Source organism: Vibrio sp. 10N.261.45.E2 (genome assembly GCF_002875705.1).
In the GTDB taxonomy this organism is placed as follows: domain Bacteria; phylum Pseudomonadota; class Gammaproteobacteria; order Enterobacterales; family Vibrionaceae; genus Vibrio.
Map to the genome: position 1 here is coordinate 26,324 of NZ_MCZZ01000112.1, position 15,728 is coordinate 42,051.

The 15,728-nt window shown below is 44.2% G+C and carries 19 protein-coding genes; 15 read left to right on the forward strand and 4 right to left on the reverse strand.

The features are described from left to right. The first annotated feature begins 10 nt into the window (after positions 1-10). The 3 genes from BCT34_RS09455 to BCT34_RS09465 all read left to right on the forward strand — a co-directional run bounded on the left by BCT34_RS09455 (position 11) and on the right by BCT34_RS09465 (position 3,005). Positions 11-502 (forward strand): cyclin-dependent kinase inhibitor 3 family protein, encoded by a 492-nt coding sequence (locus BCT34_RS09455; RefSeq protein ID WP_076651400.1) that lies wholly within the window; start codon positions 11-13, stop codon positions 500-502. A 100-nt stretch (positions 503-602) separates the two neighbouring features. Next, positions 603-1,823, forward strand: a complete 1,221-nt coding sequence (gene arsJ, locus BCT34_RS09460) for an organoarsenical effux MFS transporter ArsJ (protein WP_076651401.1) — start codon at positions 603-605, stop codon at positions 1,821-1,823. Between the two features lie 168 nt (positions 1,824-1,991). Beyond that, a complete protein-coding gene (locus BCT34_RS09465) occupies positions 1,992-3,005 on the forward strand; it encodes an acyltransferase (RefSeq protein WP_076651402.1) in 1,014 nt (337 codons plus the stop codon). 60 nt (positions 3,006-3,065) lie between these two features. On the opposite strand, the gene BCT34_RS09470 is transcribed toward BCT34_RS09465, so the two are convergent. Beyond that, positions 3,066-3,395, reverse strand: coding sequence for a DUF2500 domain-containing protein (locus BCT34_RS09470; RefSeq protein ID WP_017061032.1), 330 nt, complete (start codon positions 3,393-3,395; stop codon positions 3,066-3,068). A gap of 244 nt (positions 3,396-3,639) precedes the next feature. Here BCT34_RS09470 and BCT34_RS09475 point away from each other — a divergent pair, with 244 nt between their 5' ends. The 4 genes from BCT34_RS09475 (at position 3,640) to BCT34_RS09495 (ending at position 6,684) form a co-directional block, all read left to right on the forward strand. Continuing rightward, on the forward strand, positions 3,640-4,014 hold the full coding sequence (locus BCT34_RS09475) for a hypothetical protein (RefSeq protein WP_004736595.1): 375 nt from the start codon (positions 3,640-3,642) through the stop codon (positions 4,012-4,014). A 926-nt stretch (positions 4,015-4,940) separates the two neighbouring features. After that, a complete protein-coding gene (locus tag BCT34_RS09485) occupies positions 4,941-5,561 on the forward strand; it encodes a lysoplasmalogenase (protein ID WP_076651403.1) in 621 nt (206 codons plus the stop codon). A 90-nt stretch (positions 5,562-5,651) separates the two neighbouring features. Beyond that, positions 5,652-5,888: a YecH family metal-binding protein gene (locus tag BCT34_RS09490; protein WP_076651404.1), complete on the forward strand. Its 237-nt coding sequence runs from the start codon at positions 5,652-5,654 to the stop codon at positions 5,886-5,888. A 211-nt stretch (positions 5,889-6,099) separates the two neighbouring features. Further along, complete coding sequence (locus BCT34_RS09495; RefSeq protein ID WP_076651405.1) at positions 6,100-6,684, forward strand: YhgN family NAAT transporter; 585 nt, start codon at positions 6,100-6,102, stop codon at positions 6,682-6,684. Positions 6,685-6,800: 116 nt separating this feature from the next. Here the strand turns inward: BCT34_RS09495 and BCT34_RS09500 are convergent, their stop codons facing one another. Together BCT34_RS09500 and rsmD are read right to left on the reverse strand one after the other, a co-directional pair. Continuing rightward, a complete protein-coding gene (locus BCT34_RS09500) occupies positions 6,801-7,067 on the reverse strand; it encodes a DUF1145 domain-containing protein (RefSeq protein ID WP_076651406.1) in 267 nt (88 codons plus the stop codon). Positions 7,068-7,077: 10 nt separating this feature from the next. Next, the gene (gene rsmD, locus BCT34_RS09505; protein ID WP_076651407.1) at positions 7,078-7,680 is read right to left on the reverse strand and encodes a 16S rRNA (guanine(966)-N(2))-methyltransferase RsmD; all 603 of its coding nucleotides are present in this window, start codon (positions 7,678-7,680) and stop codon (positions 7,078-7,080) included. Between the two features lie 230 nt (positions 7,681-7,910). Here rsmD and ftsY point away from each other — a divergent pair, with 230 nt between their 5' ends. The 6 genes from ftsY (at position 7,911) to glpG (ending at position 13,582) form a co-directional block, all read left to right on the forward strand. Continuing rightward, on the forward strand, positions 7,911-9,164 hold the full coding sequence (gene ftsY / locus BCT34_RS09510) for a signal recognition particle-docking protein FtsY (protein ID WP_102300460.1): 1,254 nt from the start codon (positions 7,911-7,913) through the stop codon (positions 9,162-9,164). 77 nt (positions 9,165-9,241) lie between these two features. Next, positions 9,242-9,919, forward strand: a complete 678-nt coding sequence (gene ftsE, locus BCT34_RS09515; RefSeq protein ID WP_004736585.1) for a cell division ATP-binding protein FtsE — start codon at positions 9,242-9,244, stop codon at positions 9,917-9,919. After that, positions 9,906-10,874, forward strand: coding sequence for a permease-like cell division protein FtsX (gene ftsX / locus BCT34_RS09520; protein ID WP_076651409.1), 969 nt, complete (start codon positions 9,906-9,908; stop codon positions 10,872-10,874). The genes ftsE and ftsX overlap by 14 nt, the downstream gene beginning before the upstream one ends. 178 nt (positions 10,875-11,052) lie before the next feature. After that, positions 11,053-11,910, forward strand: a complete 858-nt coding sequence (rpoH, locus tag BCT34_RS09525; protein WP_017055518.1) for an RNA polymerase sigma factor RpoH — start codon at positions 11,053-11,055, stop codon at positions 11,908-11,910. A 450-nt stretch (positions 11,911-12,360) separates the two neighbouring features. Further along, positions 12,361-12,681, forward strand: coding sequence for a thiosulfate sulfurtransferase GlpE (gene glpE, locus BCT34_RS09535; RefSeq protein WP_076651411.1), 321 nt, complete (start codon positions 12,361-12,363; stop codon positions 12,679-12,681). A 58-nt stretch (positions 12,682-12,739) separates the two neighbouring features. Further along, on the forward strand, positions 12,740-13,582 hold the full coding sequence (gene glpG / locus BCT34_RS09540; RefSeq protein WP_076651412.1) for a rhomboid family intramembrane serine protease GlpG: 843 nt from the start codon (positions 12,740-12,742) through the stop codon (positions 13,580-13,582). An 85-nt stretch (positions 13,583-13,667) separates the two neighbouring features. On the opposite strand, the gene BCT34_RS09545 is transcribed toward glpG, so the two are convergent. Further along, entirely contained in the window at positions 13,668-14,075 is a 408-nt protein-coding gene (locus BCT34_RS09545) for a flagellar basal body-associated protein FliL (RefSeq protein WP_076651413.1), read from the reverse strand. A 162-nt stretch (positions 14,076-14,237) separates the two neighbouring features. Here BCT34_RS09545 and BCT34_RS09550 point away from each other — a divergent pair, with 162 nt between their 5' ends. Beyond that, entirely contained in the window at positions 14,238-14,780 is a 543-nt protein-coding gene (locus BCT34_RS09550) for a chorismate lyase (RefSeq protein WP_165690286.1), read from the forward strand. Beyond that, positions 14,781-15,635, forward strand: coding sequence for a 4-hydroxybenzoate octaprenyltransferase (gene ubiA / locus BCT34_RS09555; protein WP_076651415.1), 855 nt, complete (start codon positions 14,781-14,783; stop codon positions 15,633-15,635). It begins immediately after the preceding gene. Positions 15,636-15,728 lie beyond the last annotated feature (93 nt).

Genomic DNA, 15,728 nt, shown 5'->3' on the forward strand with positions numbered 1-15,728 from the left:
AGAAGACACAATGACACATCCAACATGGCAACTAGACCTTGAACAAGGCGCACTAATTCTAACTCCATGCCCAGGTACTAAAGATGCTGATCTAGATGCATCTCTAGCACAACTGAAAGAGCAGGGTGTTGAAGCTATCGTGACTGCGCTTGATGATGCAGAGCTTGCAAGCAAAGACGTGGTAGCACTTGGCGAGAAAATCCGTGCATTAGGCATGCAGTGGTTCCAAATTGAAATCGAAGACGATTGTGCACCGGGTACTGAGTTTGCTGCGAAGTGGCAAGCGGCTAGCCCTGAACTACATAACATCGTCGATAACGGCGGTAAGGTAGCGATGCACTGCATGGGCGGCTCTGGCCGTACTGGTTTGTTTGCCGCTCACCTATTGTTAGAAAAAGGCTGGGACCTCGATAAGATCGTTCAAGAGGTTCAAGCACTGCGTCCAGGCGCGTTTACCAAGTCAGTTCAAGTTGACTACATTCAAGGTGTTGCTGCTCAGTAGCACTCATCTAGCAGCGATTAGAGCTTTTGGAACACTATGATCCAAAAGCTCAATTTGCTCTTCTTAATTCGCTTTTCTTTGTTTTTATCGGTGTGATGTTATGTTCGCAAATCTAAGCAAAAGCGTTCGCCAATACATGTTGGTGACCTTCAACTACTGGAGCTTCACCATTACTGATGGTGCACTTCGCATGCTGGTGGTCCTGTATTTCTACGACCTTGGCTACAGTTCGTTAGAAATCGCCTCACTGTTTCTTTTCTATGAATTTTTTGGTGTGGTGACAAACTTAATCGGTGGTTGGTTGGGCGCGCGTCTTGGCCTCAATAAGACCATGAACATCGGCTTAGGGATGCAAGTCGTTGCCTTAGGTATGCTCGCATTGCCATCGGTTATTCTGACTATTCCTTGGGTCATGGCCGCGCAGGCACTGTCTGGTATCGCTAAAGACCTCAATAAGATGAGTGCCAAGAGTTCAATTAAGACTCTGGTTCCTGATGAACAACAGGGTGCGCTTTATAAGTGGATTGCGATTCTGACCGGATCTAAGAATGCGCTTAAAGGTGCTGGCTTCTTTATTGGTGGCTTATTGCTTTCAACCATTGGCTTCCAATACGCTGTGCTTGCGATGGCTGCGGTGCTGGCATTGGTCTTCGTTGGCAGTGTGTTGAGCTTAGAAGCGGACATGGGTAAAGCGAAAACCAAGCCTAAGTTCAAACAGATCTTCTCTAAGTCTGAATCCATTAATATCCTATCTGCAGCGCGTATGTTCCTGTTTGGTGCTCGTGATGTTTGGTTTGTGATTGCTTTGCCGATTTACTTAGGCAGTGTGTTTGGTTGGGATCACTCATGGGTTGGCGGTTTCTTGGCAGCTTGGACAATTGCTTATGGCTTTGTACAGGGCATAGCGCCGAAGATTACGGGTAAAGCCCAAGGAAAGGTGCCAGATGGACATGCCGCGCTGTTATGGGCAGGTGCGCTGGCTATCGTAACTGCTGTGATCGCTTATGCAGTACAGGTTGGTTGGCAACCAGAGCTCGTAATCATCGGTGGTTTGATGGTGTTTGGTGCCATCTTTGCCGTGAATTCATCACTTCACTCCTATTTGATTGTGAGTTATGCGAAAGGTGATGGTGTGTCTCTTGATGTCGGTTTCTACTACATGGCAAACGCGATGGGCCGTTTGATTGGCACGATATTGTCGGGCTTGGTATTCCAAATGGCAGGTTTGTCTGCGTGCTTGTGGGTTTCCTTCGCATTTTTAGCGATAACGACGGTGATCTCTCTGCGTTTACCTAAAGTGCCTCAAATCTCAGCGGCGTAAGTTTCAGCTGCATGAGTTTCATTCGTAGAGCTAAAGTCGCATAACCTTGAGTCACATGAGCTAAATTCGCGATAAGCATCTCCTTTAACACTAAGCTGACTTGGTATTTATTCCGGTCAGCTTTTTTATTGCTATAGTAGAATGATTGAATATTAATCAGGCATTTACATGAAGCAGCGAATTCTCTTTTTTGATTTAGCACGATGTGTCGCGGCCGTAGCGGTTATCGCGATTCATGTTTTGGCGCCTTATCGCAATGAATTGGGTACCATTCCTTTTGGTGAGTGGCTGACTGCCATTACGGTGAACGGTTTCAGCCGCTGGGCAGTACCTGTGTTCATCTTGATTACCGGTGCACTGATGCTCAGTGACCAGCGCCCGTTTGACGCCAAATACTACCTTAAGCGACGCCTAGGTAAGGTACTGATCCCTTTCATTGTTTGGTCGCTTTTCTATACCTACCTGTCGGGTTGGTCGGCAATGGGCTTTGATGCTGACGTCAGTTGGGACGTGCTGCTCAATAGCTATCATCATTACACCTATTACCATCTTGGTTTCTTCTACTACTTCATCCCGCTCTACTTTGTGATTCCTTTTTTGCAGATCATGGTGAGAAAGTACGGTGATAGATCTATCTATGCCTTTACGGCGGTATGGTTGTTCACAACCTTATTGTTCTTACTCAGAATCGATGGCCCCTGGAGCCACGAATTGTGGTTGTACACTGGATATTTACCATTGGGGTACTTGCTGTACAAGATTGTGCCACTTAATAAGATGACTGTTAGTTTGAGTGTATTACTTGGTGGATTAGCGTTACTGACTACGGTTTACATGGTTGTAGATGCAAGCTTGGCAGCAGAAGAGTACACGGTAGGGCGTTGGTTATCTTACAAGACGTTGAATACGGTATTAGCGGCGAGCATGGTGTTCATGGTATGCCGTTACTTTGGTGAAGGTTTATCTGATAAGGGTAACCAAGTGGTTGGCTTTATCAGTAAACACAGCTTAGGTATTTACCTGTTGCACCCGATTTTCTTGTGGCCAATGAAAGAGTTCGGTTGGTACCAAGGACATCCTGCTTGGGTTATTCCATTCTGGATCGTGATCAGTGGAGCTGGTGCGCTATGGATGAGCTGGTTGATGTCTAAGTCGGAGAAAACACGTTGGCTATTGCCTTAGCATTGAGTGCTAAGGCTTGCTGATGAATTGCTTAGGGGAGGCAGTTGAAGTGGCTGACGTTTAGCGCTTCAACGCAAAGTGTAAGAACTTATCGCCTTGGTAGGTCAAGGTGCCTTTGTCGCCAGGGTTCAGCGCGTGGAAGTAGTGAATACCGACTTGGAACTCTCGCTTCGGGCCAACCACACCACGTTGAACGTAAATCCAATACTCTTGGTCTTCTTGGCCCGGTTCTGCGTCAGGAAGGTCGATGGATTGTTTGTCTAACACCGTGACATTCACTTTCTTCTCTGGCGCATTTTCACCTTGCGAGTGTTTTCGATAGAAACCAATAAATACCCAAGCCGCTAGAGCAGCGAGTGCAAAAATGGCAAAAAAGAGTGAATTAGGCATATAACCTCCATGTAGTCGTGATGGTTATTCTAGTCTTTCAAGCAATAGGGATATGTGTTTAAAGCCGCTATTCGTGAACTGTTGTAAGCCAAGCTGATTATTTTTCGGCAGATATCACATTTAATGGCCAGTTTGGGATAACGCATTGTTATTTATTGTCTCTTTCTCTCGTAAATAACAGTGATTTTGTATAAGAATAAGGAAATGCTCGACTAGAATTATAGTGTGGAGTGGGAGGGCCAAGATGACCGATATTGAAAAAGTGGTGACACGAACTCGCAATATAGAGAAATTATTGAGGCTTCAATATCATGCCGAAGGCGAAGGATTGCATGAGCTTGTAACAAGCTGTGAAGAAAGGCTACCGCACGATATGGTGAGCAAGTTGCGTTATATCGCAACGTGTCGTAACAAGGTAGTCAATGAACATGAGGCTAAGTTGGAAGACCAACATAAGTTCATCATGATGTGTAACGACTGTGAGAAGGAGCTGACTCCACGTAGTGGTCGTTTTATCTGGCGAGTTGCAATCTTACTGATGATGGCAATGACTTTAGCTGCCGCAGGTTTCTATTATGCGAACTGGGATGTGCTAACACTGCATCTGTTTTCGAAGTGAAAAAATTGAACAAAAAAAGGGACGCTCATGGCGTCCCTTTTTTATCTGTAACTTGCTTAGTACATCATCGGTAGTGTCATTAGACCTACAACTACCGCGATCATTACAAGTCCTTGTCTTTGCGAAGATGAAATCATAACACTACTCCTAAATTTGGTTGTCTCTCGCTATGTTTTAAAGAATAACACTACTTATGGCTTTAGATCAAGAATTACTTTCGAAAGCTTTAAAAGTAGTAGAAAACTATGAGTTTTTGGCTTGTTTGACTGTATTTAATTGTGTTTTATGGTGTGTTCTTATTTTGTTCATTGTGATTTATGTTTGTTCTAATTTGATTTAAGTTATTGTTTTGTAATGGTTGTTTTGTGTAATTTATATTGTTAAAGGTTGTTAAACTGTATTAATGAGGGTTGGTGGTGGCTAGGTTTGTTTTGGTTGGTTTTTTGAGTTTTAAGCTTGGTTTTTGTGGCGATTTTTACCGGGGGCTTGAAATAACCTGACAAAATTGGGTTTTAAAAAAGAAAACTGGCTACTTTACAAGTCTAGGGTTGGTTGGTTTTTTTATTTTCCTATTAAACTTAATTTTGTTTATTTAACTTGTTGTTATTGTTTGCTTTAAATGTTTTTGTTTTAATTTTTTAAGTGCGGTTTTTGGCGGGATATGGCCGGTTTTGGTGGGGCTGACAGGTTAGAATTGACAAAAATTCAAGTATGGTGACTCTAATGCCAGTTTGAATGGGTTTTATGATGATTCGCGCTAGTTTTAAACGAATGGCCATTGTCACGGTAGTAATTGTTACTACTTCAATCTAAAGAGACTCTTTTTAGTGGAAGCGTAATCAAGATCCAACTTTGAGGCGCTGAGGCTTTACATCAACACTCGTGTGCCTAGACTGGCGACGATTTAAAGCAATAGGGCAAATGGTATGTGGAGTTGGTTGGCGGTTTCCTTGTCTGGTATCGGAGCAATAGCAGGAACGAAACATGGACATATCGGTCAGGCCTTATCGTATAAGGTTTTTACCTTTGTATTATTAGCGACCATTGCTTTAACTCAATCTGTCGTTGCTGATTTTACCAATTGGGTCGTTGCCGGGTTGGCGGTTTCTGCGATCGCAGATGTTTTGTATACTGTTACTCAAAAACGTCCTCTGCATTTTGTTTGCTTCTTGTTGGCTCAGCTCTGTTACAGCAAAGCATTTTGGTTACAGTTATCAGGAGAAATGGTCTGGTGGTTGTTCGCGCTGCTGTTGGCGGCTTGTATCGTTGCTTTCTTCTTATTACTGCCTCGCTTAGATAAACTCGTCTTTCCTGTGGTGATCATGGGTATTGTGCTTATTCAGCTTGCATGGGCTTCTGGTGAGCTCTGGTTGCTTGATCCTCAACTGTCGCATGCGGTGGGCTTTGCTGGTTGTGCCGTGTTGCTGCTTTCGGCATTAGCATACGCGCTGAATTTCTATCGTAGCCCAATTAAGGGTGCCTACTTTTGGGTGACGGGTAGTTACTTTTTGGCTCACGCTCTCATTGTTGCTTCCCTTACCATTTAGGGTAGAGCTAGCTTAACTCTGAGCTACATCAAGGCAGCTCAGATGAAAGTAGGTACTCTACGTCTACTTCATTAAACATGAGATAGAGTTATGACTACTGAAATTCATGCACACAACGTTTTAAACCTACTGAGTGAAAAGCCACTGACTCGAGAAGAGCTGACACAAGAACTCGCTCAGATGTATGGCGCCGAAGCTCGTTTCCATACTTGTAAGCTAAATGGTCTCGATCTGGATGGCTTGCTGAAGTTTTTCTTGAAGATGGAAAAGGTCGAGCTTGTCGATGACAAGCTGTGCACGAATCGCGAACGTGTGTGTAACCACTAATCTCGAGTAACAACTGGTTTTTAGAGCCTTTGGCTTTTATAGATAAGAAGAGTGGATGTGATGTTTTCGACTCCACTCTTTAAATTTCCCTTTCTAATAGCTCTCGTAAAATTCCCTACTAATTACATAAGTTAATCCTTTTATTACTGCGTTCGAAAATCAATGTTGAGGCTGCTATACTCCGCGCACTTACGCTTTTCGAGACAAACTTATGGAAATTTTATCTGCAGCCACCATGCTGTTTCTTATTATGGACCCGCTTGGCAACCTGCCAATCGTGCTCTCTATCCTTAAGCATATTGATCCGAAGCGTCGTCGTATTGTTCTGGTTCGTGAGCTGATGTTCGCATTGGTGATCTTGCTGCTGTTCTTGTTTGCGGGCCAAAGCATCATGAACTTCCTGCACGTACAGCCTGAAACCTTAAGTATCTCTGGCGGTATTATTCTGTTCATCATCGCGATTAAGATGATTTTCCCAAGTGCAGGCAGTATTACTGGCCTAGCGGCAGGTGAAGAACCGTTTATCGTGCCGATGGCAATCCCTATGATTGCTGGTCCTTCAGTGATCGCGGCATTGATTCTGTTGTCGACACAGCACCCTGACAACATGTTAGAGCTTTCAGCCGCGGTGATGCTGGCTTGGGGCGCTACCTTCTTTATTTTGATGTTCAATGGCTTCTTCCTGCGAGTGCTAGGCGAGAGAGGCCTTAAAGCTATTGAACGCTTGATGGGCTTGTTGCTGGTTATGCTGTCGACACAAATGTTCTTAGATGGTGTGAAGGGCTACATGGCTTAGCATCGCTATTACCGTGCTATAAAAAACGCCGCTCAAATGAGCGGCGTTTTTGTATTTACTGTTTCTGTCATGATGTTTTCTGTAGCTAAGCGTTTTACATCTGGGCTTAAGCTTGATTACATCATGTGTTTGCGTCGGATATCGAGTAGGGCAAAGACTCCGAAAATCAATATTGACCACTTCTCCCAACGAGACATTTCGATCTTGTCGCCGAAAGCACCGATAAAAATCAGCATCTGCAGGCCGTGCATGAAGAACAAGAATGCGGTCATGATATAAAGCGCAATCGCAGAATTACCCGGGAACGGGTAGAAAATATTAACGATTAAGATAAACCAAACAAAGGCGATGGCTACTTTTGCTAATGGAAGCAAGAACTTCATTCAATAACTCCTATTCTTCAGTGATTCGATTGAACAGTCGGTAGCTTGACTGTCCGGTGGTCTTATCGCGATGCAATTCCCAGTTCTCTGGCATAGCTTTGAGTTTCAGTTCTTTCTCTGTCTCGACGTAAATGATGGCATCGTCTGCAAGCCAGCCATTACTCTCAAGCAGTTGTACTGTTTCTGCAAGCAAGCCTTTACGAAATGGTGGATCAAGGAAAACCAAATCGTAGGGAGTGCCTGGCTTCTTAAGGAAAGAGATAGCATCAGTATTCACGACATTAATGTTGTCTGCCTTGAGCTCTTTCGCGTTATCAGAAAGCTGTTTAGCCGCTTTTTGATTCATTTCGAGCAGTGTCACCATTTTTGCTTGGCGAGAAGCTGCTTCAAAACCTAGACCACCAGAACCGGCAAATACATCCAAGCACGTCGAGTGTGGGATATCTTGAGCCACCCAGTTAAAGAGTGTCTCTTTTACTCGGTCAATGGTTGGGCGTAATCCTTCTAAATCATGAACAGGCAACTTTCTACCTCTCCATGAGCCACTAATAATTCGAACAAAGCCTCCAGATGGCTTTTTTTGTGATGTGTTTTGCTGGCGACGTCTTACCATAGATTTTTTGACCGCTAATAAAGTGATACTATACCGAGCCCAATTTAAGTGGGTTCGTGTATTAAATAAATTTGCAATGACAAAGTGTATCAAGCTAAAAGCAAACTTATCACTGCTTTGTCATTTTTCTTTACTATTCGTTTGTACAAGCTTGTATTGTATAACAATAGCAAAGAGTCGACGTGTATTAAGTCAATACAGCTAATTAGTAGATCTAGGAAACTCCTCTGATGACGGAAAAAAAGAAGCGCGGATTATTATCGTGGCTTGGTTTTGGTGAAGAAGAACAAAGCCCAAAAACTCAGAATGAAGCGAACGTAGAAAACGTTGAAGATCAAACTGAAGTTGAATCACAAGTTGAGGCTGAACAGGTTACGCCTGAAATTGAAGAAGCAAAGCTAACTGAATCCAAGTCAGTTGAACCTGAGCAAGCGCTTGAAGATACTCAACAAGAGCAGCAACCTGTCGCAGCAGAAGCAGAAGCAGAAGCAGAAGCAGAAGCAGAACAGGAAGAAGTGGTTGCTCCTCAAGCTAAGGTTGAAGAAGTACAAGAGAAACCGACAGAAAGCTTCTTTGCTCGCCTTAAGCGTAGTCTAAGCCGTACTAAAGCAAACATCGGTGCGGGTTTCTTTGGTCTGTTCAAAGGCAAGCAAATCGATGAAGATCTGTTTGAAGAGCTAGAAGAGCAACTTCTGATTGCTGACGTAGGTATGAATACCACCGTTAAGATCATTGAAAACCTGACAGAAAAAGCATCTCGCAATGACCTAAAAGACGGTGAAGCGCTTTATGGTCTGCTCAAAGAAGAGATGGCAGACATCTTAAGCCAAGTGGAACAGCCACTGGTTGTAGATACCACTAAAACACCTTACGTTATCTTAATGGTTGGTGTGAACGGTGTAGGTAAGACAACGACGATCGGTAAACTGGCAAAACAATTCCAAAATGAAGGTAAGAAAGTGATGCTAGCGGCGGGTGATACCTTCCGTGCTGCAGCCGTTGAACAGCTTCAAGTTTGGGGTCAGCGTAATGATGTGCCGGTTATCGCTCAGCACACAGGTGCGGACAGTGCGTCTGTTATCTACGATGCGATTGAAGCAGCGAAGGCGCGTGGCGTTGATGTTGTGATTGCCGACACTGCAGGTCGTTTGCAGAACAAGAGCAACCTGATGGAAGAGTTACGCAAGATTGTTCGCGTAATGAAGAAGATTGATGACTCTGCACCGCACGAAATCATGCTAACGCTTGATGCAGGTACAGGTCAGAATGCTATCAGCCAAGCGAAGCTGTTCAGTGAAGTGGCTCCAGTCACCGGTATTACACTGACTAAGCTAGATGGTACGGCGAAAGGTGGTGTAATTTTCTCAATTGCTGACCAGTTTCAGATTCCAATCCGCTACATTGGTGTCGGTGAAGGTATTGATGACCTGCGTCCATTTGAGTCTAAAGACTTCATTGAAGCTCTATTTAGCCGCGAAGAGTAACGCGAGTAGCAAAGTGGTTTATCCTTAATCTGCTACCGTTTTTAAATTTGATAGAGTGATCGTAAGAGGAATTTTCGGTGATCAAATTTCAGCAAGTGAGTAAAGCCTACCGAGGTGGAAGACAAGCGCTTCAAAAAGTGGACTTTCACCTGAAACGTGGAGAGATGGCTTTTTTGGGTGGGCACTCTGGAGCTGGTAAAAGTACCTTGCTGAAGTTGATCTGTGCAATAGAGCGTCCAACCGATGGGCGTGTCTGGTTCAACGATCACGATATCACTCGTATTCCAGCTAAAGACATTCCTTTCTTACGCCGTAATATTGGGATTGTCTTTCAAGACCATCGCCTGCTAATGGACCGTTCGATTTTCGACAACGTTGCTCTGCCGATGCGTATTGAATCTATTTCTGAAAATGAAATAAAACGCCGAGTCAGTGCGGCGTTAGACAAAACCGGTTTATTAGATAAAGCCCGTTGTTTGCCAAGCCAACTTTCTGGTGGAGAACAACAACGTGTGGGTATTGCCCGTGCCGTGGTTAACCGTCCAACTCTGCTTTTAGCGGATGAGCCGACGGGTAACCTAGATCCTGAATTATCTAACCGTGTATTGCGATTGTTTGAAGAGTTCAACCGCGCAGGTGTGACAATCATCCTCGCAACGCACGATATCGGGTTAGTGAACACTCGCCCTCAGTACCGCCATCTTGAATTAAACCAAGGATTTTTGAGTGAGGTTGAAGACTATGGCCGCGAATAAGCGAATCAAGAAACCTCAATCTAATCGAGCTGCAAACCGCGCTTCAAGCGACGGCTTCTTTGTTGTTCATTGGAAACAAGCTAAGTCGTCATTCTCGGAAATGTGGCAGCGCCCGTTAGGCAACTTGCTGACCCTTGCGGTGATCTCAATGGCATTGGCGATGCCAGCTTGTTTGTACCTATTGGGTAAAAATGTGGGTGAAGTGGCGCAAGATGTCATTAGCCCGTCACAAATAAGTGCTTATGTAGAGGATGGTATTCCTGAGCCACGAGTAATGGTGCTTAAGGATGAAATCGAAAGTTGGGACCAAGTTGAGCTGGTGGAGTATATCTCTCCGCAGCAAGGGCTTGAAGACCTCAGCCAGTATTCTGGTTTTGAGGATGCTCTAACTATCCTCGACGATTACTCACTGCCAGGTGTGTTGGTGATTACGCCAAGCGTACACAGCGATACCCTAATTAAAGAACTGGCAGGCACAGTTAAGAAACAAGACTTAATCACTGATGTTCGCTTAGACGAAGATTGGTTAGCTCGATTAGATGCGATCAAAGCATTAGCGGCTGTCATCGTGATTACCTTAACGGTATTGATGTTGGGCGCGGTATTTCTGATTATCGGCAATACACTACGATTTAATGTATTGGCACATAAAGAAGAGATTCAAACCATGAAGCTGATTGGTGCGACCGACAGCTATATTCTTCGACCATACCTTTATGCTGGAATGTGGTTTGGTGTTTTAGGCTCGATTAGCGCTTGGGTAATGACGGCATTGATTACCGTATTACTGAACAGCGCAGTGGATGACTTGGCTCAGCTATACGACAGCCATTTCCGTTTAATTGGCCTGAGTTGGGATGAATCTTTACTGCTTTTGATCGTCGGAACCTTGCTTGGTAGTGTGGCTGCGAAGCTTTCTGCACAGCGTCACCTAAAAGAAATTGAACCAGTTTAGGTGAATAGAGTCATATTTAGACGAAAAATAGGCACTTCTTAACCAGTTTTTGCCTTGTATAGACGAATTGATTATGCATAATTACTTCCCCCCTCCTTGAAACCTGTTCATTTTAGGTTCAAGATTGTCGGGTTTTAATAGATGTATTACTCCAGATCAGAGATTGATGAGGAACCGAATGGCAAACCAAGCGTATCAAATGGCTTTAGTCACACAAGATAGTTTAGATAGCTATATCCGCTCAGCGAACAGCTACCCAATGCTGACCCCTGAAGAGGAACGTGGACTTGCAGAGCGATTACATTACAAAGGTGAGATCGATGCGGCGAAAGGCTTGATCCTTTCCCACTTACGATTCGTGGTGCACGTTGCAAGAGGCTACTCTGGCTACGGGCTGCCAATGGCCGATCTCGTCCAAGAAGGTAACATCGGCTTGATGAAGGCTGTTAAGCGCTTCAATCCAGAAGTTGGTGTTCGTCTCGTTTCTTTTGCTGTTCACTGGATCAAAGCTGAAATCCATGAATACGTTCTGCGTAACTGGCGTATCGTTAAAATTGCGACCACTAAGGCGCAGCGCAAACTGTTCTTTAACCTTCGTAAGTCTAAAAAGCGTTTAGGTTGGTTTAATAACGGTGAAGTTGAGACGGTTGCTCGTGAACTGGGTGTTGAGCCTTCAGAAGTTCGTGAGATGGAATCTCGCTTAGCGGCACAAGATGCGACGTTTGAAGCGCCTATGGACGATGACGATGGCGGGTCTGCTTATACTGCTCCAGTTTACTACCTAGAAGACAAAGCATCAGACGTTGCTGAGACGGTTGAAGCGGCTAACTGGGAGTCACACACCAACAATCGCCTAGGGCTAGCACTAGCAAGCTTAGACGAGCGTAGCCAACACATTGTTCGCTCACGTTGGTTAGACGACAACAAGGCAACACTGCAAGACTTAGCGGATACCTACAGTATCTCTGCTGAGCGTGTTCGCCAATTAGAAAAGAATGCGATGAAGAAATTGAAACAAGCCGTTGGCGATTTCTAATAGCATCTAGTTTCTATTAGCTTCTACCTTCTAATAGTAGAGCTAGCAAATAGCTGAATTTTGAAAATTGAAAAGGCCGAGATCGAGAGATCTCGGCCTTTTTGTTTTCGATCGATTTCTCAACTTTTGCGATCGAAATTTGCAAAATGATTTTGTGGATAACTCTGTGAGAAGTTTATTCGTCAGCTGTCTAAAAGCAGGGTGTAGTAAGGCTTTAACGGGGTTTTTCGAGTGGGGATATGTTTTAGTTAACCCACAGTTAGATCAGGATCATTACTATATGTTGTGGATCTATTTTTCAAAAAGCACTTTATTCACGCAATTCACAGATTTATCCACAAATGGTGTAAAAGTGATCGCTGGTGGATAACCTTATTAAGTGGATGTAAATGTTAGCCTTGGGATAGGTTACAATGGCAGCAAAGTAAATCAGTATAAAAAGAGAAAGTTATGGACCAGTTTAAACATATCGATGTTAAAGGCGCTCAAGCCCTCATTGAACAAGGCGACGCTCGACTTGTTGATATACGTGACCCGCAGTCATTTGCGGTTGCCCACTCAAAAACAGCCTACCACCTGACTAACGATACTATGGTGTCGTTTATGGATGAGGTTGAGTTTGAACAGCCTATCTTGGTGATGTGCTACCACGGCATCAGTAGCCAAGGTGCGGCACAATATTTAGTGAACCAAGGCTTTGAAGAGGTATATAGTGTTGATGGTGGTTTCGAAGCTTGGCATCGTGCTGAACTTCCAGTGATCGCGGGTTAATCCCTTTTATCACCTCAACCGCTCTAAGCATCTCTCATAACATGAATAGGAAGTAACAATGATTAGATTGATGGTGTTAGACAACCCACGTCTTGCTCAAGCATTTATTGATTATATGGCCTCTCGTCAGATCCCTATTCAGATGTCTCCGGAGGGAGAGGGGCGTTTTGCTCTCTGGCTTCTTGATAGCCAATTTCAGGTTGAAACCGAAGCTGAGCTGAATCGTTTTCTGGCAGAGCCTAATCATAAGCGCTATCAAGCGGCATCTTGGGATATGGCAGAGACCAGAAAAAGCAACTTTCATTACCATACGCCAAGCTTCATGGGCATGATCAAAGCCAAAGCAGGCCCTGTGACACTAAGCCTGATGTTAGTGTGTGTGGTGATTTTTGCGCTGCAACAAATAGGTTTTGGCCAGGCTATTTTTAATGCCCTGCATTTTCCAGCGGTGGATGGTCAGCAATGGCAGCTGTGGCGTTGGTTGAGTCATGCCGTTCTACACTTCTCTGTTATGCACATCGCATTTAATATTTTGTGGTGGTGGCAGTTAGGTGGAGACATTGAGAAGAAGCTAGGAAGCCTCAAGCTACTTCAGATCTTTGCTGTATCTTCTGCGCTTTCAGGTGCTGGACAGTATTGGGTTGAAGGGGCTAACTTCGGTGGTTTGTCTGGTGTTGTGTATGCCTTGGTTGGTTACTTATGGGTTGTCGGTACAAAAGCGCCACAGCTTGGTTTAGGTATACCAAGACAGATTGTCGGCTTTATGTTGGTGTGGCTAGTGCTTGGGTACATGCAATCCTTCATGGCGATCGCTAACACCGCGCATTTAGCTGGCTTAGCCGCGGGTGTGATTATTGGCTTTATCGATGCGATGAAAGCGCCAAACTCGGCAAGAAGTTAACTCATGGTTTCTAGTGGGTAGCCAAATGATAGAGACAAAAAAGCGGCCAGTGAGCCGCTTTTTTAATGGGATTCGTTTTGCATCATTACTGATAAAGGTACTTGGTAAACAGTAAGTCAGCAATGAGGGTTTTACCTGTCTCTGGAAGCAAAATCTTGTTGAGGTGCTCAACTAAGGATTTTCTTAGGTCTTCACGGCCAGATAGAGACTTAATGGTTTCTTCGTTTTGTTTACCAAGCAATTCAATCACCGCATCACGAATCAGTGGTTGGTGGTGCTCAATCGCGGCCAAGTCGTTACTATTTGCCACCATGATATCGAGACGAACCTGAATGTAGCCCAGTTTTTTACCTTTAGTGTAAAAGTTGGTGGTCAGGTCTGGTTCTAGCGTGAAGTAGGCTAGTTTGGGTGCCGACTCCTCTTCAGCGAAACTTGATGCTGAAAAGAGTAGGGTAATCGCAAGAAATATTTGGGCTACATAACGTTTGTGCATATTTGTGACTTTTCTTTAGTTTATTCGCGATATTCGAAACGCATTAGTCTTGTTACAATGAGCGGTCTAAATCTAAATACGTTTACAATTCGAAGAACGCTTTAATTTTGTTCGAAAGTTGAAGCTTTATTGTACGTGTAAAGTCACCTATTGAATACTAGTATGAATCAGCCAATATCGCTGTATCTTAATTCGTTAATGAATGTAGATTGGCAAAGTACAGAAACATTTGATTTTCCTAATAAAACCACCAAAGAGTGGCTTATGGAGCAAGGTTCTCTTTCCCGCAAGTTGGGTAAGTGCTGTCAGCACCTGTCTGTTGAGTTGCTTCATAACCAAGTTGTAGAACGCTCAATGCTACAACAAGACGAGGAACGTCTTTTATCATCGTTTGATTGCTTATTGCGTAAAGTGATTTTGAAGGGCGATGATGAACCGTGGGTGCTAGGTCGAACCTTGATTCCCCGAGTCACATTAGAAGACCATCAGCACTCTGACCTTTCTCAACAAGGTAATGTCCCGCTTGGATTAACGGTTTTCAGTGCTGAGAATGTTGAGCGAGATGCGCTGCAAGTCGGTTGGGTTATCGCAGGCGATGAGCGATTACTCGCACGTCGTTCTCGATTATGGATGAACCATAAACCGATGCTTGTGGCAGAACTGTTTTTACCAACATCACCCATTTACTCTAAGGAGAGTGTGTAAATGCTTGCCACCAAAGTGAAGGCGTATTGGCAATTAACGCGAATGAATCGCCCGATTGGTACCCTGTTACTCCTTTGGCCAACCTTGTGGTCACTGATTATCGCCGCGCAAGGTATGCCTGACTTGGATGTGTTGGTTGTTTTCGTACTAGGTGTAGTCTTGATGCGCTCAGCTGGCTGTGTGATCAATGACTTTGCTGACCGTAAAGTCGATGGCCATGTTAAACGTACCAAGCAGCGTCCATTACCTTCAGGTTTGGTCTCCAGTAAGGAAGCAATTCTGCTCTTTTTAGTACTAGCCGTAGTGTCATTCTTGTTGGTACTCACCATGAATCCACTGACCATTAAGCTCTCATTTATTGGTGTAGCTCTGGCGTTCATTTATCCTTTCATGAAGCGTTTTACGCATCTTCCACAGTTGTTTCTCGGCTTAGCGTTTAGTTGGGCAATACCAATGGCTTGGGCGGCACAAACCAATGAACTGCCAAGTATTGTGTGGTTTATCTTCGTAATTAATGCGTTATGGACGATAGCCTATGACACACAATATGCGATGGTTGATCGAGATGATGACTTAAAGATTGGTATTAAGTCGACGGCTATTTTATTTGGTCGCTTCGATAAACTGATTGTGGGTTCTTTGCAACTTGTTACCCTAGCGATGCTGATTGCTTTAGGCATGCATTACCAATTAGGTGATACCTTCTATTGGGCACTGTTAGTCGCAGGTAGCTTATTTGTGTATCAACAACACTTGATGCGTCACCGTGATCGAGACCTTTGTTTTCAAGCCTTCCTCAACAACAACTATGTCGGAATGGCAGTGACTGTGGGTTTATTCATTACCTTCTGGTAAGCACCAAATTGTTGAGTTAACGATCGCTAAAGAAAAAGGCACCCATCGGGCTGTCTCTTGATCACAAGTCTGGTTAATCAAGAGACTTAGCGA